At 63.0% G+C, this 24,342-nt stretch carries 26 protein-coding genes; 21 read left to right on the top strand and 5 right to left on the bottom strand.

What is annotated here, in order from left to right; all coding sequences use genetic code 11:
- The first annotated feature begins 97 nt into the window (after window positions 1-97).
- Both E0H22_RS15745 and E0H22_RS15740 read left to right on the top strand, forming a co-directional pair.
- Window positions 98-832, top strand: a complete 735-nt coding sequence (locus E0H22_RS15745; protein WP_233021954.1) for a class I SAM-dependent methyltransferase — start codon at window positions 98-100, stop codon at window positions 830-832.
- A 73-nt stretch (window positions 833-905) separates the two neighbouring features.
- A complete protein-coding gene (locus E0H22_RS15740; RefSeq protein ID WP_233021953.1) occupies window positions 906-1,061 on the top strand; it encodes a hypothetical protein in 156 nt (51 codons plus the stop codon).
- Between the two features lie 397 nt (window positions 1,062-1,458).
- On the opposite strand, the gene E0H22_RS15735 is transcribed toward E0H22_RS15740, so the two are convergent.
- Window positions 1,459-2,001, bottom strand: a complete 543-nt coding sequence (locus E0H22_RS15735) for a DedA family protein (protein ID WP_233021952.1) — start codon at window positions 1,999-2,001, stop codon at window positions 1,459-1,461.
- An 862-nt stretch (window positions 2,002-2,863) separates the two neighbouring features.
- On the opposite strand from E0H22_RS15735, the gene E0H22_RS15730 reads away from it, so the two are divergent.
- The 18 genes from E0H22_RS15730 to E0H22_RS15645 all read left to right on the top strand — a co-directional run bounded on the left by E0H22_RS15730 (window position 2,864) and on the right by E0H22_RS15645 (window position 20,691).
- Window positions 2,864-3,388, top strand: coding sequence for a MarR family winged helix-turn-helix transcriptional regulator (locus E0H22_RS15730; protein ID WP_233021951.1), 525 nt, complete (start codon window positions 2,864-2,866; stop codon window positions 3,386-3,388).
- A 333-nt stretch (window positions 3,389-3,721) separates the two neighbouring features.
- Complete coding sequence (locus E0H22_RS15725) at window positions 3,722-5,251, top strand: porin (RefSeq protein WP_233021950.1); 1,530 nt, start codon at window positions 3,722-3,724, stop codon at window positions 5,249-5,251.
- A 268-nt stretch (window positions 5,252-5,519) separates the two neighbouring features.
- Window positions 5,520-6,572 (top strand): acyltransferase family protein, encoded by a 1,053-nt coding sequence (locus E0H22_RS15720; protein WP_233021949.1) that lies wholly within the window; start codon window positions 5,520-5,522, stop codon window positions 6,570-6,572.
- Window positions 6,573-6,613: 41 nt separating this feature from the next.
- Window positions 6,614-7,090: a cupredoxin domain-containing protein gene (locus tag E0H22_RS15715; RefSeq protein ID WP_233021948.1), complete on the top strand. Its 477-nt coding sequence runs from the start codon at window positions 6,614-6,616 to the stop codon at window positions 7,088-7,090.
- A 132-nt stretch (window positions 7,091-7,222) separates the two neighbouring features.
- A complete protein-coding gene (locus tag E0H22_RS15710) occupies window positions 7,223-7,582 on the top strand; it encodes a hypothetical protein (RefSeq protein ID WP_233021947.1) in 360 nt (119 codons plus the stop codon).
- Window positions 7,583-7,636: 54 nt separating this feature from the next.
- Entirely contained in the window at window positions 7,637-8,905 is a 1,269-nt protein-coding gene (gene ihpA / locus E0H22_RS15705) for a divalent metal ion exporter subunit IhpA (RefSeq protein WP_233021946.1), read from the top strand.
- The gene (gene ihpB, locus E0H22_RS15700) at window positions 8,902-9,906 is read left to right on the top strand and encodes a divalent metal ion exporter adaptor subunit IhpB (protein ID WP_233021945.1); all 1,005 of its coding nucleotides are present in this window, start codon (window positions 8,902-8,904) and stop codon (window positions 9,904-9,906) included. The genes ihpA and ihpB overlap by 4 nt, the downstream gene beginning before the upstream one ends.
- A gap of 81 nt (window positions 9,907-9,987) precedes the next feature.
- Entirely contained in the window at window positions 9,988-13,209 is a 3,222-nt protein-coding gene (locus tag E0H22_RS15695; RefSeq protein WP_233021944.1) for an efflux RND transporter permease subunit, read from the top strand.
- Entirely contained in the window at window positions 13,209-13,577 is a 369-nt protein-coding gene (locus tag E0H22_RS15690; protein ID WP_233021943.1) for a hypothetical protein, read from the top strand. Before E0H22_RS15695 ends, E0H22_RS15690 begins: the two co-directional genes overlap by 1 nt.
- A gap of 61 nt (window positions 13,578-13,638) precedes the next feature.
- Window positions 13,639-14,769: an OpgC family protein gene (locus E0H22_RS15685; RefSeq protein WP_430715157.1), complete on the top strand. Its 1,131-nt coding sequence runs from the start codon at window positions 13,639-13,641 to the stop codon at window positions 14,767-14,769.
- Window positions 14,770-14,774: 5 nt separating this feature from the next.
- Window positions 14,775-15,248 (top strand): hypothetical protein, encoded by a 474-nt coding sequence (locus E0H22_RS15680; RefSeq protein ID WP_233021941.1) that lies wholly within the window; start codon window positions 14,775-14,777, stop codon window positions 15,246-15,248.
- The gene (locus E0H22_RS15675; protein WP_233021940.1) at window positions 15,248-16,087 is read left to right on the top strand and encodes a hypothetical protein; all 840 of its coding nucleotides are present in this window, start codon (window positions 15,248-15,250) and stop codon (window positions 16,085-16,087) included. Before E0H22_RS15680 ends, E0H22_RS15675 begins: the two co-directional genes overlap by 1 nt.
- Window position 16,088: 1 nt before the next feature.
- The gene (locus E0H22_RS15670; protein WP_233021939.1) at window positions 16,089-16,988 is read left to right on the top strand and encodes a cation diffusion facilitator family transporter; all 900 of its coding nucleotides are present in this window, start codon (window positions 16,089-16,091) and stop codon (window positions 16,986-16,988) included.
- 40 nt (window positions 16,989-17,028) lie between these two features.
- On the top strand, window positions 17,029-17,751 hold the full coding sequence (locus E0H22_RS15665; RefSeq protein WP_233021938.1) for a flagellar hook-basal body complex protein: 723 nt from the start codon (window positions 17,029-17,031) through the stop codon (window positions 17,749-17,751).
- Window positions 17,751-17,957, top strand: coding sequence for a hypothetical protein (locus E0H22_RS15660; protein ID WP_233021937.1), 207 nt, complete (start codon window positions 17,751-17,753; stop codon window positions 17,955-17,957). The genes E0H22_RS15665 and E0H22_RS15660 overlap by 1 nt, the downstream gene beginning before the upstream one ends.
- A 10-nt stretch (window positions 17,958-17,967) precedes the next feature.
- A complete protein-coding gene (locus tag E0H22_RS15655) occupies window positions 17,968-20,157 on the top strand; it encodes a heavy metal translocating P-type ATPase (RefSeq protein WP_233021936.1) in 2,190 nt (729 codons plus the stop codon).
- A 68-nt stretch (window positions 20,158-20,225) separates the two neighbouring features.
- Window positions 20,226-20,414: a hypothetical protein gene (locus tag E0H22_RS15650; protein ID WP_233021935.1), complete on the top strand. Its 189-nt coding sequence runs from the start codon at window positions 20,226-20,228 to the stop codon at window positions 20,412-20,414.
- 13 nt (window positions 20,415-20,427) lie between these two features.
- The gene (locus E0H22_RS15645) at window positions 20,428-20,691 is read left to right on the top strand and encodes a ribbon-helix-helix domain-containing protein (RefSeq protein ID WP_233021934.1); all 264 of its coding nucleotides are present in this window, start codon (window positions 20,428-20,430) and stop codon (window positions 20,689-20,691) included.
- A gap of 44 nt (window positions 20,692-20,735) precedes the next feature.
- Here E0H22_RS15645 and E0H22_RS15640 read toward each other — a convergent pair whose 3' ends face one another.
- Together E0H22_RS15640 and E0H22_RS15635 are read right to left on the bottom strand one after the other, a co-directional pair.
- Window positions 20,736-20,972: a DUF2171 domain-containing protein gene (locus E0H22_RS15640; RefSeq protein WP_233021933.1), complete on the bottom strand. Its 237-nt coding sequence runs from the start codon at window positions 20,970-20,972 to the stop codon at window positions 20,736-20,738.
- A gap of 111 nt (window positions 20,973-21,083) precedes the next feature.
- Window positions 21,084-22,532: an OprO/OprP family phosphate-selective porin gene (locus E0H22_RS15635; RefSeq protein ID WP_233021932.1), complete on the bottom strand. Its 1,449-nt coding sequence runs from the start codon at window positions 22,530-22,532 to the stop codon at window positions 21,084-21,086.
- Between the two features lie 458 nt (window positions 22,533-22,990).
- Here E0H22_RS15635 and E0H22_RS15630 point away from each other — a divergent pair, with 458 nt between their 5' ends.
- Complete coding sequence (locus tag E0H22_RS15630; protein WP_233021931.1) at window positions 22,991-23,260, top strand: hypothetical protein; 270 nt, start codon at window positions 22,991-22,993, stop codon at window positions 23,258-23,260.
- Window positions 23,261-23,432: 172 nt separating this feature from the next.
- Here E0H22_RS15630 and E0H22_RS15625 read toward each other — a convergent pair whose 3' ends face one another.
- Together E0H22_RS15625 and E0H22_RS15620 are read right to left on the bottom strand one after the other, a co-directional pair.
- A complete protein-coding gene (locus E0H22_RS15625; protein ID WP_233021930.1) occupies window positions 23,433-23,699 on the bottom strand; it encodes a hypothetical protein in 267 nt (88 codons plus the stop codon).
- A gap of 142 nt (window positions 23,700-23,841) precedes the next feature.
- A complete protein-coding gene (locus E0H22_RS15620; RefSeq protein ID WP_233021929.1) occupies window positions 23,842-24,186 on the bottom strand; it encodes a hypothetical protein in 345 nt (114 codons plus the stop codon).
- Window positions 24,187-24,342 lie beyond the last annotated feature (156 nt).

Genomic DNA, 24,342 nt, shown 5'->3' with positions numbered 1-24,342 from the left:
GCGCGCCGCGGCGAGGGCAGAGCTTCCATCTCGTCATTCGGACCGGATCGACCTCGCCGCAACGTCGGGAGGTGACGATCGCTCAAAGGAACATCGCTTGCAAAAGCTCGATTGGGTCGGCTTCTGGAACACCGACCACCACATCTACGTGAACCAAAGGCACAAGATCGTCCACGACCAGCTCGTCACCCGCGATATCGCCGCGTACCTGCCTGAGGGCAGCGCCGTCTTGGATTTTGGGTGCGGCAAGAATTTTGCGGTGCATGAGATGATGGACAAGGCCGCTCAGCTCATTCTCTGCGATGCCGCATTCTCGGTGCGGGAAGAGCTTCAGGGTCGGTTTCCCAATCATCCGAAGATCATGGTGTTGGCTCCGGAAGAGCTCGACCTCTTTCCGGACGCCTCGTTCGACGTCGTCGTCATGCATTCCGTCGCCCAATACCTGGCGGCGGACGAGATGCGGAAGACCTTGGCAAGCTTCGATCGTCTCCTCAAGGCGGACGGCAAGCTGGTGCTGGGCGACATCGTCTCCGGAGAAGGCGGTGCCGTGTCCGACGCCTACGCGCTCCTGACCCTCGCGAGGAAGGAGCGGTTCTTCGGAGCCGCTGTGATCGGCCTGGCGAAGACCGCCATCTCGCCCTATCGCAAGCTGAGGCAAGAGCTCGGTCTGACGACCTACGACGAGGCGGAGATCCGACTGGTGCTAGACCGTGCCGGCTTCACCTGCGAACGGATGGCTCGCAACATCGGTCACAATCAGCGCCGCACCACCTATCTGTGCCGCAAGCGGCCGCGGCTCGCCGAAGTCCTGCGGGCGGAGGGGGAGAGTTGAGAGTCGTGGTGGTGCCTGCGGCGATGTCGGCAGGGCGCCGGTGCGTGGCCGCCCCGCGGCGGGTGGGCATGTGATGACGGACGTCTGCAAGAAGTGCGGAGGCGAGATGCTCGTCTATCGGACGGGGCCGCATCCGTGGCGCACCGGCTACGAGGTGCAGCGCTCCGAATGCACGGAGCGCAAGGCTCAGGCCGCGCGGACCACAGCCACCGACAGGAAAGCAAGGTGAAACCCGGGATGCGTCGCATCGGAGCCGAACGAGGCGCTAACGCTCCTCGTCGCTCGCGAAGCGCGTGTCGCGAGGCACCTCCCGTCGCAGGCCGCAATCCGGACACCTGTATACGTGAGCGTCGTAGCCTGGCCGCAGGGGGCGAATACCTTCCTTCTTCATGGGAACATCGCAAGCCTCGCAGAGGGGAGAGTCCATGTTCGGCTCCGGATCGAATGAAGTTCGAGGGGACACGTCGGCCGACAAGCGATGTGCGCGAGTGAAATGTAGATGACGGCCGTACCGATGGCGCGCGTCGTCCTGTCGCCGGCGCACACTGCAAACATGAGGCGTGGGATGAAATCATCCAATTTCATCATGGTGTATCTGCAACATCGGCAGCCGTCAGCATAGCGCTTCAGTTCGTCTGCGCCTTGAAGGTGGCGACGCGAAACAGGTAGATCGTGATCGCGACGATGAAGATGCCGGTGCCGATCGGCTCGACGATGCCGGTGATCTTCCCGTAGTTTGCGCCGAAGACGAAGCCGGCATAGGCGAGGGCACCCGTCCAGACCGCCGAACCGATCGTGGAGAGCAGTAGAAAACAGAGCGGCGACACGCGGAAGATTCCTGCCGGCACCGAGATGAGCGTCCGTACTCCCGGCACCAGTCGACCGAGTATCAGGGCTGCCGCACCGTGGCGGACGAACCAGGAATTGGCGCGGTCGATGTCTTCAGGACTGAGGGTCAGCCACCTGCCGTGTCTGGCCGCAAAGCCCTTCAGGCGTGTCTCGCCCAGCCAACGGCCGACGACATACCAGAAGAGCGTGCCGAGGACCGACCCGGCAATTCCGGCGGCGATGACGGTAGCCAGTCCGAGTTGTCCGCGTGATGCGACGAACCCGGCGAGCGGCATGACGAGTTCGGACGGTATCGGCGGAAAGAGATTTTCGATGAGCATCAGGAAGAAGACTCCGATCGCGCCCGCGCGCTCGACTGCTGCGACTACGAAATCTGTCATCCACTCACTCCTTTGACAATGTGACGCACTTGAACGCTCAATGGTCCGAGATTGTTTCGAAAAGGATGATGCAGATCGACGTGGATACCGCTCACGATCAAATGTTGCGAAAACTCTTTGAATTCCGATGCGCTAATGCGCGATGGCAGCAGATGATCGTGTTAAACAGCAGGGCGCGCATCGACCGAGGACTCGATTTATACTTTGCCTTGCCTGATCGTTTTGTTATGCGAAGCACATGCGAATTGAAATCACACGATCGAATCCGATGAGAGCTACGCATGTTTTGCGTCGCGGCGTATTGGTATTCGTCGCGTTCGCGTATCTTTTGACCGGTCTTCTCCATCATTTCGACTGCGAGCATACCTTTTCGGTATCTCAGTCGACCGTCGTCACCATATCCGACGGAGGCACCGAGAAGAACAAGTTGATGTTGACGGCATGCGATCACTGCCCTACGTGCGCCGGTGCGATCGCCCCCAACATCGCCAAGATCTCGCATGCCTTGGAACCTGCGCCGATGATCGTTCTGACGACCGTCTTGCACATCGTTAGCGTCGCTGGTCCAGATAGTCCTCCTCCGAAATTATTCGTCTGAGCGAATTCCGTCAGGCGCCGCTGGCGTCTCCGATCGACTTCATCAGGTATTTGTCATGCTATCTCTCAAGGCTGCGGCGCACACTGCGCATGCGCACGACCTCTTAGCGACCCGCGCTCCAATTTCGCCGTCCATGTTATGCCATTGCTGTCTCCGCAGCGCGACTTCGGCGTGCGGCGTGCGCCTCCGCAAGGAGGGCAGCACATGAAGACCGCAAGACCTCTCTTCGACGGGATGCCGGAAAGCTTGCAAGATGCCCTCCAGAACGACGACGATATCGGTCGACGAATGGTCTGGGACCTGACGGCGATCGGCGTATACGTCAACCGGATTGCCGACCTCTTGGGGCGGCGTATCGGCGTGACCGGATCGCAATGGCTGCTGATCATGGCGGTCGACGGCCTCGGCGAAGGGGAGGGGGTGTCGGTCCGCGATGTCGCCGCGCTGCTGAACGTAGACGGATCCTTCGTGTCGGCCCAGTCGAAGATTCTCGAGGAGCAAGGGATCTTGCGGCGCTCGCAATCCACAGAGGACAAACGCCTGGTCCTGCTCGCCGTCACGGAGCTCGCCAAGCAGCGTCTTAGAGTTCTCGATTCGGCGAAGAGCGCGATCGAAACGCATGTGTGCGGCGAGTTGGAAGATCAGTCGCTGCAGGAACTCTCAGACAGTTTGATCACGATGCGACGACGGTTGGGGCGCGCAATGCTTCTCGTCGCCGCTGGCGAGTAGTTCAGTGATCGCACGGACATATGGGTGGAACGAACTACATGTCGCGTTGATGTCTGATGGAATTGCTTGAAGAAATCATTCTTTTTCTGCGCTGTTCTTTTCTCACAGCCGTACGGAAAGATAGTTTGTAAGCCGCTCAACTATCAAAACGATGTTGCTCTCGCAGTGCGAGCGAATTCATATCTCGTTGCGGAGTTTGGGGGACACCTCCTTATCGAATGCGCGGAATGCCTGAGCGTGATGAGCGCTCGTTCGAGTAGGGCGCATCGATTGAACAGGACTGCTCGTTCGCGGGCTGACCTGCAAAGTCTCGCTGCACAAGGAGAGATGAAAATGAGTGTCTTGAAGACAACTATCTTGGGGACTGCGGCCAGCCTGGCCGTCCTGAGCGTGGCCCAGGCGGCCGATCTGCCGATGAAGGCGAAGGCGGTCGAGTATGTGAAGGTATGCTCGCTGTACGGCGCGGGTTTCTACTACATCCCAGGGACCGACACCTGCATCAAGATCGGAGGCGCAATTCGCCTCGACACCGCATTCAACGGCGGCACCTACGACACGCCGTTCTGGCAGGGCGGTGCCGGTGGCAACAACCTCTGGACCAAGGACAACTACACCACGCGTGAGCGTATCAACCTCACGACCGACACGCGCACGGCCACGGACTACGGTGTCGTCCGTACATATGCCAACATCCAGTTCGACTTCCTGCAGAACCGTGAGTCGATCGCCGGTGGCTACACCGAGGTCGACTATGCGTTCATCCAGTTCGCGGGTTTCACTTTCGGTAAGGCGGTTTCTCAGTTCGACCCGCAGTGGACGCTGTCGCGTCCCTTTATCTCATCGGGTTTCAATGCAGGTTCGTTCAATGCCACCGGCATCGCGCAGATCGCTTACACCGCTTCGTTCGGAAACGGCGTTTCGGGGACGATCTCGCTTGAGAACGCGTCTCCGTACCGCAACGCCGGTCTGTGGAACACCAACACCTTCATCACCGGTCCGGGCGCGAGCACCTTCACGGGCACGTTCTACGGTTCGAGCTCGAATAGCTTCCTTGGCAATTCGTACGGCGGCAATCAAATGCCGGACGTCGTCGGCAATCTTCGCCTCGATCAGGCCTGGGGCACCTTGCATCTCGGTGCGGCGATGCACACGATCACGCCTGGCTTTTATGCTGGTACCGAGAACACCGGTCACGCGAACAACAGCTATGGCTTCGCTGTCACCGGCGCCGTCGAATTCAAGAATCTGCCAACGGGTACGGGCGACAGCTTGAAGCTCGAAGCGTCGTACGGCAAAGGCGCGGCCAAGTACATCTTCGGTGGTACGACGGACGTCATCGGAGGCGGCCGCTATAATAAGGTGAACGGCGACACCGTCGGTTTCGGCTACGTGCTCGACGGCGTGTTCGCTCCGGGTGGCCAGATCATCCAGAGCGAAGCCTGGCAGATCAGTGCGTTCTATGAACACTACTGGAATCCCGCTTGGCGCACGTCGGTGTTCGGCAACTACAGCCAGATCTCCTACGGCGACGGTAATGCTCAGATGCTGGCTGCCTTCCAAGGCGTGGGTGCGGGCGGACCAGGATTCAATTCGTCATCTGCTGCGGCGGCGCGCGCGGGTACCTTCGCGGGTACGGGTAATTTCGATCTAGCCCTCGCGCAGATCGGTACGCGTACTGCGTGGACGCCTGTTCGCAACCTGACTTTGTCGGCTCAGTTCACCTATAGCCGCCTCGATCAGAACCTGAACGGTACCTACACGACCAATGCCGGCGGTATGCTCGGCAAGCCGGCCGGTACTGTGCTGCAGACGCAGGATCAGAACCTCTACAACGGCGCGGTCCAGATTCTTCGCTCTTTCTGATCTTCGAAATTCTTCCCCGCATTGGAGTCCCTTCCTCGCGGGCAAGATGTTCGCTGGGCCCCTCGTCAAGGCTTCGTGAACCTCCAAGGCGCCTCCGGCCATGCCCGGCCGGAGGCGTTTGCTCCTTTCACAATTCCTACCGTAGTTGTGGTGACTTCGGCTGGAATGTCCGTCGTGTCCTGCACGCCGGGCGGAGGCGCTCTCCGGCGAACACCCCCGCTTGGAGGGCGCATCCAAATGTCCCCTCGGCCTGGAGATCTGAAATCCGATGTTCGGCGCGGTTCTCTCCGAAAGGCTGCAGTCGGACCGGAATTCGTTCAATCTCGTCCGGCTTGCCGCAGCGGCGTCGGTGATCGTCTCGCATCTCTTCATCCTGAGGTACGGTCCCGGCACGCCGGAGCCGCTGTCCTCCGCGACGCCGTTCACCCTCGGTCAGCACGCCGTAAACCTGTTCTTCGTACTTTCAGGTCTGCTGGCCTCGCGATCGCTCGATCGAAATCCCGACCTTCGACAGTTCGCGGTCGCACGGTTGCTACGCATCGTACCGGCGCTGTTCGTTTACGGGCTGGTTTTCGCGATTATCGCCGGACCGCTGCTGACGGCGGCGACGCTGACGGGCTATTTCGTGGACATCAAGACGTGGACCTATCCGGTGACGGTGCTGGCGCGTTTCCAGCAGGCGCCGGCGCCACCGGGCCTGTTCGACGATCTGCCGTACGCATTCGCAGTCAACGAGCCTTTGTGGACCCTGAAGTACGAGATGGCGGCCTATGCCGGTCTCGGCGTCGCTCAAGCAATCGGACTGCGAAGGTCCGTGCCGTTTCTGATGTTGTCACTTGTCGTGACCGCCGGGGGTATCGTGGCCATGCAGCCAGGCTTGCATTCAGTTGAAGGCACGCTCTGGCCCTATCACCTGAGCCGCTACGGGCTCTGCTTCCTGCTCGGCGTCCTCGCGCATCGTGGGCGCGATCTTCTACCGGTGACGCCGTGGCTGATGCCGATCTCCTTGACCGCCGCCGTCGCATTCGCGGGGACGTCGCTTTCGCCAGTGACCTGCATCATCGCCACGGCGCATGTCGCCGTCGTCGCGGGAGCGGCGGACTTCGGAACCGCCACGCGATGGACCCAACGCAACGACATCTCGTACGGCACCTACATCTACGGATGGCCCGTGCAGCAGGCGCTGCTGACGCTGGTACCCGGCATTTCGCTGCCGGTATTCGCGCTTCTGTCGTTCGTCGGCGTGCTGCCTTTGGCGATTTTTTCGTGGTCGGTCGTCGAACGGCCCGCATTGAACTACAGGTCGGGGAGGGCCGTATGACGCGCGGTTGTCTGGTCAATCATCACTCGGGAGTCCAAATCTTGCTACGCATCCCTATCGTTGCCGCCGCCATGATCGCTGGAACGACGTTCTCCGCCGCCACCCCGCGCGGGCCCGCCGTCGATGCCCACTACAACTATGCTGCCGGCCAGCCGGTGAAGGGCAAGTGGAAGTCGACGCCGGTCGCGGTGGTCTACTCGGAGAAGGACGGGAAGCTGGAAATCACGCCGGGACAACTGAAGTTCAAGCAGGGGCAGGTCGTGAAGTTCTCCATCCGCAACGATACCGCCGTGAAGCACGAATTCGTTCTGGGAACGACGACGGAGAATCTCGGGCATGCGGAGACGATGCGGATTTCGCCGGATCTCGAACGGCATGAGGTCAACGGCCGGGTGATGAAGCCGAGTTCCACTGTGGAACTACAGTGGCAGTTCATAAATACCGGCAAGTTCGAGTTTGCCTGCCTCGTTCCGGGACATGCGGAAAAGGAAATCCGTGGCGAAGTCATCGTGGAGTAACAACGGGCGGGTAGATACCTACATATAGTCCGTACATACCTGCGTATAATTGAAATTGTTATACTATTGCGGATCGACAGGAATCGACGATCCGTGGTACTTCCCTCGCATAGTTCGAAAGAGACAACGTTCGTGACCTTTCTCGCCCGCATCTTCCGCCGCGGTCCGCTGCGCTTCTCGCGCAAGGCCTTGGTCATGGTCGTGCTGGCGTCGTATCTCTTCGCCGGTGCGATGCACGGGCTGTTCGAACTGGATGTGACCAACGCGGGCGGGGCGTCCATCGTCTCGCTTGCCGATCAGGATCCCGGTCCTTCAGACAAGGGCGTCCTGGCCGATCATCATTGCCATGGCTGCTTCTCTGTCTCCATGCCGGCGCCGGTCGTCATCGCGTCGTCGGTCGAGCTCGCCACCCGTCCTGCGGTCATGCACGACTTGGAGCGCCGTAGCCTGCCGCGCGGAATCGATCCTCCGCCCCCCAAATCCCTGACCTGAACGTAGTCGCCGGGCGCATCGCGCCCAGAATCCGTCGTTCGTCAGGCTTTCATCATGTTCTCGAAATACGCCACGCGTGTCGCGTGCGCGATTGTGCTGCTCGTCGCTTTGCCGACGGGGATAGCCCATTCGCAAACCCTCACCATGGGGGCGGCGCTGCAGCGCGCGCTCGCCGCCAGTCCACGTCTGACCGCAGCAGAGCGTGACGTCGGCATCGCCCGAGGCCAGCGCATCCAGGCTGGCGCGCTGATCAATCCGGACGTCTCCTACGAACAGGACGATTCGTTCGGATCCGGAGCCTACCGCGGAACGCGCTCGGCACAGTCCACGCTGCAGGTCAGCCAGATGTTCGAACTCTGGGGCAAGCGCGACGCACGAATTTCCGCCGGTCAGGCCGGTCTGGATGCCGCCGGGATCGGCCGCCAGGCCGTACGTCTGGAAGTGCTTTCGGAGACGGCGATCGCCTTCGTCAGCGTCCTCGGTCTACAGCGTCGCATTCACATCCTCGAAGAGCAAGTAGAGGCGATCAACAAACTCACGCCGCTGCTGCAGCGGCGCGTCGAAGCGGGCGCCTCCTCGATCGCGGAGACGGGCCGGGCCGAAGTGGCATCGGCACTTGTCAAGGCCGACCTCGAACGTACCAAGGCGTCTCTCGCCACGGCACGTCGAGAGCTCGCGATCCTGATGGGCGACACCGCGCCGAAGTTCAGTTCGGTCTCCGGACGCCTCGATGCGGTCGGCAAGCCGCCGAGCTTCCAGTCGGTGGTGGCAGCGATCGAGGCCAATCCGCAACTCGTCCGCTGGAAGGCGATCTACGCTCAGCGGAACGCAGAACTGCTGCTGGCACGTCTCAAGCCGTATCCGGACGTCACCGTCGCCGCCGGTTGGCGCCGTTACAACGAGACCGGGGACAGCGCGGTCCGTCTGTCGGTGTCGGTGCCGATCCCGGTGTTCGATCAGAATCAGGGAAACATCCTCTCCGCTCAGGAAAGCCTCGCCAAGACCGCCGCCGAGCGTCAGGGCAACCGCAACACGTTGGTCGTGATCGCGGGCCGTGCCTACGACTCCCTGACCGGTTCGCTGCGCGAACTCGCGATCCTGCGCGAAAGCGCAATTCCGAAGTCGAAGGACGCGGCCGACGCGATTTTCGAAGGCTACGGGCAGGGACGCTACACGCTGCTCGAAGTGCTGGATGCACAAGCCAGCGTCGCGCAGGCGCGCCTGCGCGAGCAGGAAGCCCAACAAAATTTCCATGTCGCCGTCGCCACCATCGAGGGGCTCGTCGGCAATCCATTCGCATTGGCTCGGGGGAGCGTACGATGAACAAGCCGATCATGTTGCTGGTGGGAGCTGTCGCGGTCTTCGCTCTCGGCGCCGGCGTCTACGCCTACGCACCAAGTAAGAACGACGCGCAGACCGCTGCGGCTTCGAAGAACGCCAAGGGTGAGAAGTCCAAGGGCGAGAAGAAGGGCGGCGCCGGCGAGGAGGAGAAGGGCCATGGCGAGGAGGGCGCCGTGGAAATGAACGACGCCCGCGTCGCATCTTCCAACATTGAGATCCTTGCAGTCGGGCCGGAGACGTTGCGTGACTCGCTGTTGTTGAACGGCATTCTTCAGCCCAACCAGGAATCTCTGGTGCAGGTGACGCCACGCTTTCCGGGCATCGTCCGCGAGATCAAGAAGCGCATCGGCGACAACGTGGAGAAGGGCGAACTCCTCGCGAAGATCGAGAGCAACCAGAGCCTGACCGTCTACGAGATCCGCGCGCCCATCTCGGGCACCGTGATCGATCGGCAGATTTCGCTCGGCGAGTATGCCTCCGAGCAGAAGCCTGCCTTCACCGTCGCTGACATCTCGACGGTCTGGGTCGACCTGTCTGTCTATCGCCGGAATCTGCCGCGTGTCCGGATCGGCGACAAGATCTTGATCGACGTCGGCGACGGCGGAGCGCCGGTCGAGGCGGAGCTGTCCTACATCTCTCCCGTGGGCAGCAGCGACACCCAGAGCGCGCTGGCGCGCGCGGTCGTTCCGAACCCGGACATGCGCCTGCGGACCGGGCTCTTCGTGTCGGCACGCTTGATCCTGGCGGCAAAGAAAGTGCCGCTCGCGGTTCGGGCATCGGCAATCCAGACCGTTGAGAACCGCAAGGTCGTTTTCGTCCGCAACGGCGACAAGTTCGAGGCGCGCGACGTCGACACCGGGGCGCACGATCCGGAGAACGTCGAGATCCTCTTCGGACTGCTCGAGGGCGACAAGTATGCCGCGAAGAACAGCTTCATCGTGAAGGCAGAGCTCGGAAAGGGATCGGCGTCCCATGAGCACTAATTCCGTTCGCGCGCGGTCCGACCGCGCCCGCCAGAGCCTTTGCTGGTCTCCATCGGGGACCGTCACGTCGGGAATTCGACTATGATCGACAAGCTTCTCTCGTTTTCCGTCCATCAGCGCTGGCTGATCATGATCGGCGTGCTGATGATGGGCGCGTTCGGCGTCTGGAACTTCACGCGCCTGCCGATCGACGCGGTGCCGGACATCACGAACGTCCAGGTTCAGATCAACACGAATGCGGCGGGGTTCTCGCCGTTGGAGGTCGAGCAGCGCATCACGTTCCCCATCGAAACGGGAATGGCCGGCCTGCCGAACCTCCTGAACACGCGCTCGCTGTCACGCTATGGCCTCAGCCAGGTCACCGTCGTGTTCAAGGACGGGACCGACATCTACTTCGCGCGCCAGCTCGTCAACGAACGCGTTCAGCGCGTGAAGGACTCGCTGCCGACTGGCATCGAAACGGCCATGGGCCCGGTCTCGACCGGCCTCGGCGAAATCTACATGTACACGGTCGAGGCGAAGGAAGGCGCGAAGAACGCCGAAGGCAAGCCCTTCACCCCGAGCGACCTGCGGACCGTGCAGGACTGGATCATCAAGCCGCAGCTCCGGAACGTCGCGGGCGTCAACGAGGTCAACACCATCGGCGGCTTCGAGAAGCAGTTCCATGTGCTTCCTGACCCGGCCAAGTTGATGGCCTACAAGCTCAGCTTCCGCGACGTGATGACCTCGCTCGCGAACAACAACAACAACGTCGGTGCCGGCTACATCGAGAAGAACGGTGAACAGTATCTCGTTCGCACGCCTGGGCAGGTCGCCAATGTCGAGGAGATCAGCGAGATCGTCATCGGCTCGCGCAACGGCGTCCCGGTTCGCATCCAGGACGTTGCGGAGGTCAAGGAAGGTACCGATCTCCGGACCGGCGCGGCTACCGTCGACGGCAAGGAGGTCGTGCTCGGCACGGCGATGCTTCTGATCGGCGAGAACGGCCGCACGGTGGCGCAGCGCGTCGGACAGAAGCTCGAGCAGATCCAGAAATCTCTTCCGGAAGGCATTTCGCTCCGCCCGATCTACGACCGAACCCATCTGATCGACGCGACCATCGCGACGGTCGAGAAGAACCTGGTCGAAGGCGCGTTGCTCGTCATCGTGATCCTGTTCCTCATTCTCGGGAACTTCAAGGCGGCGTTCGCGACGGCGCTCGTCATCCCGCTGTCCATGCTCTTCACGATCACGGGCATGTTCGAGAACAAGGTCAGCGCCAATCTGATGAGTCTCGGCGCCATCGACTTCGGCATCATCATCGACGGCGCGGTCATCATCGTCGAGAACTGCCTGCGTCTGCTCGCGCATGAGCAGGCAAAGCAGGGGCGTCTGCTGACGCGCGACGAACGGTTCGCGACGATCATCGAAGGCTCGCGGGAAGTCATCAAGCCGAGCCTTTTCGGCACGCTAATCATCGCCGTCGTCTATCTCCCGGTCCTCACCCTCACGGGCGTGGAAGGAAAGATGTTCACGCCGATGGCGCTGACCGTGCTGATGGCGCTGCTCGGCGCGAGCATCCTGTCGATGACCTTCGTACCGGCCGCGGTCGCCCTGTTCGTGACGGGCAAGGTCTCGGAAAAGGAGAACTGGTTCATGCGCGCTGCGCATCGGACCTACGTTCCGCTCCTGGACGTCGCGATCCGGCTTCGCGTCGTGGTGGCAGCGGCCGCAGTGGCTCTTGTCGTCGTGAGCGGATACGCCGCTACGCGGATGGGTGGCGAGTTCATTCCGAGCCTCGACGAGGGCGACGTTGCGATCCAAGCGATGCGCATTCCCGGAACCAGCCTGACCCAATCGCTGGAGATGCAGAAGGCTCTGGAAGAGCGTCTGCACAAGATCCCGGAAGTGAAGGAGGCCTTTGCTCGCACCGGTACTGCGGAGGTGGCGACGGATCCCATGCCGCCGTCGATCTCGGACGGCTATGTCATGCTCAAGCCGCGTGACCAGTGGCCGGACCCGAAGAAGCCGAAGCTCGAAGTCATGAAGGAGATCGAGGCGGCGTCGGAGGAGGTCGCGGGCAGCCTCTACGAACTGTCACAGCCGATCCAGCTTCGTTTCAACGAACTCATCTCGGGCGTGCGCAGCGACGTCGGCGTCAAGATCTTCGGCGACGATCTCGATGTCCTCGCCCAGATCGCCGGGCAGGTTCAGACGGCCCTGCAGGGCATACAGGGCGCAGCGGACGTGAAGACCGAACAGGTGTCCGGTCTGCCCGTGCTAAACGTCAAGCTGAACCGGAAGGCGCTCGCGCGCTACGGCATCAGTGTCTCGGACGTGCAAAACCTGGTGGAGATCGCTGTCGGCGGAAAGACCGCGGGCCTCGTGTTCGAGGGCGACCGTCGCTTCGATCTCGTCGTCCGCCTTCCGGACCAGCTCCGGACGGACGTCGAGGCGATCAAGGCGCTTCCGATCCCGCTGCCTCCGGTCGATGCTCAACCGAGCCAGAACAAGGCACAGCCAGCCGTGTTCGGTACGTCGCCTCTTGCTCAAATGCGCTACGCCCCTCTTTCTGAGCTGGCCGAGATCTCGGTCTCGCCGGGGCCGAACCAGATCAGCCGCGAGGACGGCAAGCGCCGTATCGTGGTGTCGGCAAATGTACGCGGCCGCGACCTTGGTTCCTTCGTCGGCGACGCGCAGCAGCAGATTGCCCAGAAGGTCAAGTTGCCCGCGGGCTACTGGATCGGGTGGGGCGGTCAGTTCGAGCAGCTCGTCTCGGCGACCCAGCGTCTGACCATCGTTGTCCCGATCGCTCTGCTGCTGATCTTCCTGCTGCTGTTCCTCAGCCTTGGGTCCGCGGCCGACGCTTTGCTGGTGTTCAGCGGCGTGCCGCTGGCGCTTACGGGTGGCATCTTCGCGCTGCTGCTGCGGGACATTCCGCTGTCCATCAGCGCGGGCATCGGCTTCATCGCGCTGTCGGGTGTCGCCGTGCTGAACGGCCTCGTCATCATCACCTTCATCGAGCGTCTCCGTCTTGAAGGAAAGACGGTGATGGACGCGGTCCGCGAAGGCGCGCTGACCCGTCTGCGTCCTGTCCTGATGACGGCGTTGGTGGCTTCGCTCGGCTTCGTTCCGATGGCGATCGCGACCGGCGCCGGTGCGGAGGTGCAGCGTCCGCTGGCCACCGTCGTGATCGGCGGCATCATCTCGTCCACCATTCTCACGCTTCTCGTGCTTCCGGCGCTCTACATCCTGTTCCGCCGGGAATCTTCGCCTGCCTATGTGGAGGCGATGCCTGTCCACGCTACTAAAGGAGACCACTGATGAAGAAGATCCTGCTCGTCGCATCCGCGCTGCTGCTCGCCACGCCGGCGATGGCCCAGCACGCCCACGAGAAGGGGCCGAACGGCGGCCAGATGGAGGACGTCGCAGGCGTGGAAGTCGAAATGATCGCTTCCGGCAAGACGCTGACGTTCAACGTGTTCGACGAGTCCAAGAAGCCGGTCTCGGCGAGCGGCTTCTCCGGATCGGTCATGCTGACTTCCGGAAGCGACCGCGAGACCATCCCGCTCGTCGCCTCGGGCAATGCGCTCAAGGCCGAGGCCAAGGGCGAGATCGCCAAGGGCGCGTCCGTCGCCGTCACCCTCAAGACCGCGGCCGGCAAGTCCGGCCAGGCCAAGTTCAAGAACTGACCGGATACGTCCGTCTCGCTGATCGGAGCGCCGCCATGTGCGGCGCTCCTGAATGGAAAAGATGACCCAAGCAACGAACGACAAGGGTTCGGGGAGGGATCTGAGACTCGATCTCTTCCGAGGACTCGCCAATTGGGCGATCTTCCTTGATCACGTGCCCAACAACCTGGTGGCCTGGATCACCGCGCGGAACTACGGTTTCAGCGACGCGGCCGAGCTGTTCGTGTTCGTGTCGGGCCTCACCGTGGCGTTCGTCTACGGACGCATGATGCGGACGGCCGGCTTCTTCAAGGCCTCCGTCGGCGTCCTTGGTCGGGTCTGGCAGATCTACGTGGCCTACATCCTGCTGTTCGTATTCTACGTGGTGGCCATCGGCTACGTGGCTCAACGCTACGGACACGCGCACCTTCTCGACGAATTCAACATACGCCTCCTCATCGCGGAACCCGTCGAATTCATCAAGCATGGTCTGCTGCTCGAATATCGCCCGCTCAATCTCGACGTCCTGCCGCTCTACATCGTCCTGATGGCGCCGTTTCCGCCGGTGCTCTGGCTGCTAACGAAGGCACCGAATATCACGCTGGGGGCATCGCTCGTTCTCTACGTCGTCGCGCGTCAGATGGGCTGGAATCTGTCGGGGTATCCGTCCGGCACGTGGTACTTCAACCCGTTCGCTTGGCAGCTCCTGTTCGTGATCGGCGCGTGGACCGCGGTCACCGACCGGACGAAGCTGCACACGGCATTGCGGTCCCCCATCGTCATGCCGATCTGCATCGCCATGCTCGTCCTTTCCGCGGTCGTCACGGTGGTGGCGCACACTGGCAACGAGGCGATGCTCCCGGAGGCCGTGCGGTCGTTCTTCATTCCGAACGACAAGACCAACCTTGCGCCGTACCGCATCATCCACTTCCTGGCGCTGGCGATCGTCGTCTCGCGCCTGATTTCCCGTGACGCGCCCGCGCTGAAGTGGCCGGTCTGGCGTCCCATCATCGTGTGCGGCCAGCAGTCGCTCGAAGTGTTCTGCGCCGGCGTGTTCCTGGCGTTCGTGGCGTATTTCGCCATCGACCTCGTCTCCGAGGCGTTCTGGTTCCAGTTGCTCGTCAGCATCGCCGGCATCGCCGCGATGATCGGCGTCGCCTATTTCCGGAAATGGGCCAAGGCCGGCAAGGCCAAGCCGGCGAAGACGGGGTGAGACGGATGCGCGCGATTGCACTCTTTCTGCTGACGATCCTGCTGACTTCGGACGGCGCCGCGGCGCGTGCCGGTTTCGCCGACGAACCGCCGCGCGCTCCATATCACATCGACAATCTGCCGCAGGAGCTTCGCAAGATCGTCCGGAGCCGGGCCGCGAGTTGCGGCAATCAGCCGTCGGCGCAGCACCTGTTCTCGGTCTCGATCGAAGGAGACGGCCGGCAGTTCATGTCGTTTCACTACGACAAGCTCACCTGCACGAACCGGGCGGCCGTCTGCCGCTCGGGCGGGTGCCTTCATGAAGTGTTCGTCCGGAGCGGACGCGGCTGGTCGCCCGTCTTCCAGTCATATGCGGACGAGACGACCCTCAGTAACGACGGCGGCCGCGTATGCCTCGCCGTCCGCAAAGGCTGGACGACCGAGACCTATTCGTGGGCGCGCAACGGGTTCTCGCCGGTGATCGAGTGCAGGAGAAGATGATGGAACACTCGCTTATCGGCCACCTGCATTTCGGCGGCGCGAACATCAGCTACCGCAAGAAGTTCAGGTTGTTCTTCATCGTGGCGTCGGTCGTGCTCATCCTGAGCGCCATCAAGCTTGCGATCCACTATTCGGGCTTCGAGCTGCTCGACCTCAATCGATTGGTCACCAGCGGCATCGCCGGTGCGATCTTCATCATCGGCTTCATGCTGTCCAGTATTCTGGCCGACTACAAGGAAGCCGAGCGCATCCCGGCGGCCATCCGGACCGAGATCGAGGCGATCGACGGCGACCTCGAAGTCTTCTCGGAGGAGGAGACGACGTTCGACCTCGCGAAGCCGCGGCAGATCATGGTCGCGCTGCTGCAGAAGCTGAGGGCAGGTCTCGGTCATGCGAAGGATCACAAGGAGATCACGCCGGCGCTGGACGAACTTGCGAAGCTGACGCCCATCCTCGGACGGCTCGAAGGTCTCGGAATGGCCTCGAACTTCGTCGTCAGGCTCCGCAATTCGCAGGACCGGCTCCGGGGCTCTCTGCTCCGGATCTACACGATCCAGCGGGTCGAGTTCGTGCCCTCGGTGCGGGTGCTGGTCCAGACGCTGGTCTCGTCGATCATCATCCTGCTGATGCTCTTGAAGACGGAGGGAGATCCGGCGTCCGCGATCCTGTTCGGCTTCATGGCCTACATGTTCGTCTACGTCCTCTACCTCATCAGGCTGCTGGAGCAGCCCTTCGCCAAAGGCCACGGCTCCGTGGACGACGTCAGCCTGTTCCTGCTGGACGAACTCGAAGAGAAGTTGCGCGCTTCGTTGAACGCGCAGAAAGCAAAGGAAATCTGAAATGCACGGTGGCGGTTCACACGGTACGGCGGCGGCGAAACATTCGACGAGGCTCGCGATCGCGCTGGCGATGACGGCCACGTACATGGTGGCCGAGATCGTCGGCGGCCTGATCACCGGCAGTCTCGCGCTGCTCGCGGACGCAGCGCATATGGCGACCGACGTCGTGGGGCTCGGCCTCGCGCTTCTGGCGATCAGGTTCGCCGCGCGACCCGCGACGCCGCAGAGGACCTACGGCTTTCTCCGCATGGAGGTACTGTCGGCGCTCACCAACGCCGTCATCCTGCTGCTGCTGACGATCTACATCATCTACGAGGCCTATCAGCGCTTCTTGGCTCCGCCGGAAATCCTCAGCGGACCGATGCTGATCGTCGCGCTCATCGGCCTTGCCGTGAATCTCGTCAGCATGTGGCTGCTGATGGACGGATCGAAGGAAAGCCTCAACGTGAAGGGCGCGTACTTCGAGGTTCTCGGCGACATGCTGGGCTCCGTCGGTGTGATCGCGGCGTCCCTCATCATCATGTTCACTGGCTGGCAGTTGGCGGACCCGCTGATCGGCGCCGGTATCGGTCTCTTCATCGTGCCGCGCACCTGGATCCTTCTCAAGCAGGCGGTCAACATCCTGATGGAGGCGACGCCGGCAAACGTGGACGTGGAGAAAATGACCGCGACCCTGGGCACGATCCCCGGCGTGACCGCGGTCCACGATCTGCACGTCTGGACCATCACCTCGGGTACCGACGCGATGAGCGGCCATCTCGTGGTCCAGGACGCCAGTCGGTGGCGCGAGGTGCTGCGGGAAGCGCAGACCCGCGTCCGGAAGGAATTCGGCATCGACCACGTCACCATCCAGGTCGAGGACGAAGCGATGAGAAGCGCGGAAGCGCAACTCGGCTTCTGAGCCCGCTGACCCGTCGGAGGGCGTCATGAGCGACAAACAGATGATCGGACTGTCCGGCCTCATCGCGATGAGGAAGCACCTGGACTCGATCGCCAACAACGTCGCGAACCAGACGACGCCGGCGTTCAAGGCCGGACGCGTGCAGTTCCAGGAGTATCTGACCGAGGCCAAGGAGGCGGAGGTTCCGGATCTTGCCAAGCGCGCGATGGTGTCGACCTCGCAGTTCACCGACTTCACAGTCGGCGGCGTGAAGGCGACCGGAAATTTCCTGGACGTTGCTCTCATCGACGATCAGTCCTTCTTCGTCGTCGATACGCCCGCAGGTCCCCGCTACACCCGCTCCGGAGCTTTCACGCTGGACGGGATGGGCAAGCTGACGACGCTGGACGGCGCGCCCGTCATGACGAGCAACGGCCCGCTGGTCGTGCAGCAGCGCGACGGTCCCGTCACGATATCAGGGGACGGATCTATCTCTACATCGCAGGGACGCGTCGCCGGCCTGCGGATGGTCCGGTTCGCCGATCGCCAGCAACTGACGCCGGAAGGCGGAGGCCTCTTCTCGTCGGCGACGCCGCCGATCGACATCCCGTCCGGTAAGGGGCGCCTGGCGACAGGCGTTCTCGAGATGGCGAACGTCAGGCCGGCCGACGAGATGAGCCGGATGATGGCGGCCACGCATGCCTACGACGTCCTGGCCAAGACGGTCTTCAAGGGCGAGCCCGCCGAAGAGCTCCGGAAGCTGGCGGGAGCGGGAGAGGATTGATGGGACGGCGCGCCGGCGACGACGATCCGAGGTTCGAGACCTGCCGGGACGCCGACGGATGGTGCGTTCGGGATCGGGCGACCGGCGAGGTCGTGACATGCGTGACGCCTCCGCCGACCGGCCTTTTCCGGATCGAAGCGGAGCTGCTCCGCGATCAACTGAACCAGACGCCGCAGCGCCGTCCCGGCGCTCGGCGCGATGCATGAAAGGTCGGCCATGAGCGCTGCGACAGCCGAAAAGACCAGGATGCGGGTGGAGGGCATGGACTGCGCCTCCTGCGCCACGAAGATCGAGAACGCCTTGCTGCGGGTCGAGGGTGTGTCCGAGGTGAGGGTGTCCGTTCCGGCGGGCACGGTAACGGTCCAGCATGCGGCGTCCGACGTCCTGTCGATGCGGAAACGGGTGGAAGGCTTGGGGTACAAGGTGCTCGACGTCGGAGGGGAAGGCGGCCACGCGCACTCCCAGGCGTCGAACCATCATCACAGTCATTCCCACGATCACCGTGATCACGGGGGCTCCTGTGCCGACGCGGGTCCGGTTGCCCGGACGCCGTGGTGGCGGACCGCCAAGGCGACGATGACCATCGTCGTAGGCGTCGCACTCGCTGCGGCCTTCGTTCTGGGCAAGCTCGTCCCGGCCGTCGAGACCCCGGCATTCCTGGCGGCGATGCTGATCGGCCTGGTACCCATCGGCGGCCGCGCCTTCAACGCCGCCATCTCCGGAACGCCGTTCTCCATCGAGATGCTGATGACGATCGCCGCCATCGGCGCCGTCTTCATCGGGGCGACGGAGGAGGCGGCCACGGTGGTCTTCCTGTTCCTGATCGGCGAACTCCTGGAGGGCGTCGCCGCGAGCCGTGCCCGCGCCAGCATCCAGGACCTCACTAAACTCGTTCCGGAGACCGCGAGGCTCGAACGGGACGGCCGCGTGGAGGAAGTCCCGGCCGCGAGCCTCGAGGTCCAGGCCGTCATCCAGGTGCGTCCGGGCGACCGCATCCCGGCGGACGGGGTGATCATCTCCGGCGAGAGCGCGATCGACGAGGCGCCGGTCACGGGCGAGAGCACACCTGTCCGGAAAGGTGTCGAGGGGACCGTCTATGCCGGCACGATCAATGGCGACGGCCTGCTGCGGGTCAGGGTCACGGCGGCCGCCGCCGACAACACCATCGCGCGGGTTGTCCGCCTGGTGGAGGAGGCGCAGGAGTCCAAGGCGCCGACCGAACGCTTCATCGATCGCTTCTCCAGATACTACACGCCCGGCGTGGTCGTCGTGGCCGCGCTGATCGCCGTCGTTCCGCCGCTGCTGTTCGGCGGCGAATGGCAGGAATGGATCTACAAGGGCCTCGCCATCCTCCTGATCGGCTGCCCGTGCGCGCTGGTGATCTCGACGCCGGCGGCGATCGCGGCGAGCCTCTCGGCGGGCGCTCGTAGGGGTCTTCTTCTCAAGGGCGGCGCCGTCCTGGAGGAGGTCGGCCGGATTCAGGTGGCCTGTTTCGACAAGACCGGCACGCTGACGGCCGGAAAGCCGCAAGTCACCGACGTAGCGTCGTTCGGGGTTCCGGAAGAGGAGGTGCTGCGGCTCGCGGCTGCGCTCGAATCCGGATCCAGCCATCCGCTCGCCACCGCCATCCTGGCCGCGGCAGCCGATCGAAGCGTCGTGGTGCCGGCAGCTACCGACGCCAGCGCCATCGGCGGCAAGGGCGTCCGGGGGACGGTCGAGGGGCGGCTCGTCTTTCTCGGCTCGCCTCAGGCGGCCGAAGAACTTACCCCTCTCACCGAGCAGCAGAAGACCCTGATCGCTGCGTTCAACGAGGTCGGCAAGACTGCTTCGGTTCTCCTCATCGACGGCGCCCCCGCCGCTGCGATCGCCATGCGGGACGAGCCTCGTACGGACGCGGTTCAGGGCCTGCAGCGCCTGCGCGACCTCGGCGTCGAGACCATGATGCTGACCGGCGACAACGAGCGTACCGCGACCGCCATCGGTCGGACGATCGGAATCCGCGTCCGGGCTGGACTGCTGCCGCAGGATAAGCAGCAGATCGTCTCGGGCTTCCGGAACGGCGGGAAGAAAGTCGCCAAGATCGGCGACGGCATCAACGACGCGCCGGCGCTCGCGGCCGCCGATGTCGGCATCGCCATGGGCGGAGGGACCGACGTGGCGCTTGAGACGGCGGACGCCGCCGTCCTGCACGGACGGGTCGCCGACGTCGCCGCCATGGTCGAACTGTCCAGGCGGACTATGGGCAACATCAAGCAGAATATCGGCGTCGCGCTCGGTCTCAAGGCGCTCTTCCTCGTCACGACGGTGGCGGGGATCACCGGACTCTGGCCCGCGATTCTGGCGGACACCGGCGCCACCGTGATCGTCACCCTGAACGCGCTGCGACTGCTACGTGCGCCGAAGTGATGGTCGCCGGCGCAAAGTTGGAAGTGGATCGGATGCTCCGCCGGATGGAGACAGGAACGGAACGTGGAATGACCATGACGCCTCTATCGATGAAATACCGTCGGCGAGCGGCGGAGTTCGCGCGCGCGGCCGATGCCTTGTACCTGCAGAGGAAGGAAGAGGACGGGTTGCAGTCGGTTCAGAGTGCGTTGTCATGGATCCAACTCGCCGAGAATGAGGAGCTTCTTGGTGGCGTGATGGGCGCCGCAACGCAGTGACCGTGGGTACGAAGTGAAGGCGCCGCAGTTCGGCAGCAGGAAGAGAAGCTCGGGCCAGATGAAGCAGCGCTCGATCGCGCTGCACGGCCGGAAGACGAACGTCACGCTGGAGGACGAGTTCTGGGAGGCGTTCCGGGAGATCGCCGCTAAGGAGCAGTGCTCCGCCGCCGAACTGGCCACCCGGGTACTGAGCGGGCAGCAGCACTTCAACTATTCGTCGGCCTTGCGGGTTTTCGTGCTCGACCATTTCAGGAAGAAGGATCCTGATCCCGAGTGAGATCGGAAGACGCGACCTTTGGAGCCGCGCCTCGGACCGGTGAGCTACGACTTGCCGTGCTGCCAGTGCGCGGTGACGTCGTCACCCGATTTGTTCAGGTGGACATGCTGATCGACGTGGTCGATCCACTCCGTCGGAATGAAATGATGCTGGCCGTCCGGCGAGCTGGCCTTGGTGAGCTTGATCTTGTCGGGGCCGTCCATGTGATCGACCTTTCCGACCACCTTCTTGTCGGATGAGATCACGTCCATGTGCTCTTTGATCTGCGTCGTGTCTACCATGATGGCCTCCCTTGGTTGAGGCTCATGTAACGACGTGGAAGCTGCAAGGTTGCGACTAAGACGGGGGAATAGCCGATTGTGAGGGCGGCGACTTGCGCCGCCCTCGGGCTCTTAGAACGCGACCTGCGTACGCATCGCGAAGACGTTGTAGCTGGCGCCCGCGTCGAGCCCAGCGGCATTGATCTTGTCGACGCGACCGTTAATCCAATTGAACATGAATCGCATGTTCTGATTGACGTACCAGTTCAGGCCGACGGTGGTGTTCTTGAGCTCGCCGCCGCGGACGTTCAGGTCATTGAGGTTCGCAGAGCTGTAACGGACCGCCAATTCCCAAGCGCCGTAATCGCCGATGGCGAAGTTCACCGGGCGCTTCGGATTGATGCCGCCGAACGAACCCGAGGTCGTGCTGTACTTGTGCTGCTCGCCGGTGAGGACGTAGCTGGCCTGGCCGTAGAAGCCGTTGAAGCTCAGGTCACCGAGACCGTTGGTGCGCTGCACGGCGAAGTCGAAATATTCGCCCTGCGCCATGAAGCTGCCGAACTGGGCGGCGGCTTCACCGCTGAGGACGCGCGCGCTGTCGACGTTCTGCATCGTGCCGGTGTTCAGCAACGCGTTCGACGCGGGATCGATGCGGACCTCGATGCGGTCGCTGAGGCCGAGCGTGCTGTTGGTCGGGCCGCCCGGTTGGGCGAGATAGAGGGCGTCGAAGCCGACCAGGATCGTGCCGACCTCGTTGCGCATCGGCAGGCCGATCGCGCGGAAGGTGGCGCCGAGCGGCTGCGGCTGCGCGTGGTTGACGCTTGTGGTGCCGGTGGTCGGGCCCGTCACGTAGGCGCCGATCCAATGGCGCTCGCCGTATGTGTAGCCACCAAACGCCGAGCGGAAGTCGCCGGCGGCAATGCCGGTTGCCATCGCCTGCGGGGCTGCGCGTTCCATGAATAGACCGTTGTTCGAACTGGTCGCCTGGTCGAGCGTATACGGAACGTCGATGTAACCGCCCTGGATGACCAGGCCCTTGACGCCCTTGTACGACACGTAAGCGTTGTTCAGCACGGCCGCACCGTCGGTGGTGCCGCCGGCGTCGAAGATAAGGCCGTATTCCCAATCCTTGTTGAAGACACCGATCACGCCGAGGCGCGCGCGACGGGCGTTGATGCCGTCGTTCAGCGACTGCGGTGCCGTCGCGGCCGAGTTCGGGGTGTAGGAGTAGGCACCCGCGTCGAAGTGGAGGCGGCTGGTGACGGCGACGCAGTTGAGACCGTCGGCGGTGCAGAACGTCGGACGGTTGCCCGGCATCTTCAGCGTGGCATCCAGGAAGGGAACGGCCTTCTTGTGCATGGCCGCGTTGGCGTTTGCGAAGTTCGCCTGGACGGTGTCGGCCTGCTTCTGCGTGTGGTTCGCCTGCTTCTGGACGTTGTCGAGCTTCTTCTCAAGCGCGCGAAGCTGCGCCTTCAGCGCGGCGATCTCGCCGTCGCTTGCGGACTGTGCATGCGCCTGGCCGGTGCCGAGTGCGCCGACGACGGCGACCGTCGCGAGGAAACCCTTGATGACGAAATTCATGGAGTAGTGCCCCTGTATAGGCAAAGCCTCGCGCTCGCCGCGAATTGCTTCACGGGCGGATGCGGGCCTTGCGGTGATGTGTTGACGAAGGTCGGATCGATACTCGCGTAGCAGCGATCCGAATCTTCAGGCGAGCCGTCTTGCGAGCTCGCGGGCACCGTAGGGACGGTTTGCGACAGTTCAACTAAACCCGCATCGTCGTACGGTCGAAGCTGTGTGCGTGTCGCGCTTTCACCATGATGAAAACCGCATATGTAGTTCGTCGATAAAAATCTATGATTTTATCATCGGTTTTCATCGGCGAGTTCGAGTTGAAAAACGAGTGGAGCAGCAGCGGTTTGTTAGTTGCCAGCGCTGAGTGATGCGCGAATGAGACATCTCAAGGATTCGTTTGATACATGCGGAACGCACGGTCGATCTTCGCATTCGTCCAGTGCATTTCAATCGAGGAGAAGAAGATGCATAAACTCATTCTGGCGATCGCCGCCGTCGCCACGTTCGGTCTCGCGGTCCCGACGTTCACGTCGCAGGCTCAGGCGCAGCACGGCGGCGTCGTGGTGCAGGGCGGCGGTCACGGTGGTGGTGCCTGGCGCGGCGGCCACCGCGGCAATCGGCCCGCAATGGTGCGGCGGGGACATGGCGGGCCACGCATGATGGTGGCGCCCGGCATGGGACGTCACGGTGCGCCGGCGCGACATGGTGCGCCGCGCATGCATCGTCGCTACTGATCGCTGTCGAGATGCGAAAGGCCCCTTCGGGGGCCTTTTTGCTTCGGGAGGGGAGGCCGTCGACGAACTCCGATTTCTGAATGGTAGGAGTCTTCCGCATATCCGCCTCCACATGCAGCGAGGGCCGGCATCGCTGCCGGCCCTCGCTGCGCTGATCGATCTGCAGGCGGGATCAGTGGGTCTTCATGCCGCCTTTGGTCTGGCCGTCGCTGTCCTTCGTCGCGGCGCCGCGATTGACGTTCATGGAGTTGTCCGGCGAGCGCATGTTCGAGCCACTCGTCTTGCCGTTCTCGATGGCGGTGCGATTGGGATCCTGCATCGGTTGGTTGGTCGTGCCTGCGGGAGCACTGGGCTGGCGCATGTTCTCTCCAGTCGTCTGAGCGAAGGCTGCCGTCGACATGAACGAGACGACTGCGGCTGTGATTGCGATCTTCTTCATTGCGAGTGCTCCATAGTTGGTTCGCACGTCGGCAATAGACTGACGATGCACTCGTTCCCGCGGCGTTAAGTCTCTGGTGTCTGCCGTTCAAGCGAAAAGGGCTCCGTCGCGTGACGGAGCCCTTGCGATGTCATGGACGACTTTAGCGATTGCCGCTGTTGCCGGTCGAAGGCATGACGCCGGTGTTGGTGTTGCCGAGCGAGTTCGTCGCCGGCGAGCCGGCTGGACCGCCTGTGCTGGACGAGCCGGTCGTGGAGGAGGGGGCCGAAGTCGTGGTGTTGGCACCGCTGCTACCGGAGTTCGTGCCGCCCGTACCACCCATGCCGCCGGAGCTGCCGCCTGATGTTCCGGACGCTGCTGCACCTCCGCCCGCGCCTCCGCCGGCACCACCACCCGCGCCACCACCGCCTCCGCCGCCTTGGGCGAAGGCCGATCCGGAGAGCGCGATGATCGCTGCCGCGACGAGTGCTGTCTTCTTCATGTTCATTTCAGGTCTCCATGGCTGTCGTTTGCACATGTCGAACGGGAGGTCGTCGGTAACGTTCCTTCCTCCGCGAGAATGTGAGCTGCGCTGTCCATGCGAGACCTTTTGCTCACTGGCTCGATGTCGCAACCCATTGTACGATCGGCGCTGAACGGTTGG

It is taken from the genome of Rhodopseudomonas boonkerdii (assembly GCF_021184025.1).
Lineage (GTDB): Bacteria > Pseudomonadota > Alphaproteobacteria > Rhizobiales > Xanthobacteraceae > Tardiphaga > Tardiphaga boonkerdii.
This window is presented reverse-complemented; position numbering and strand designations above follow the sequence as displayed.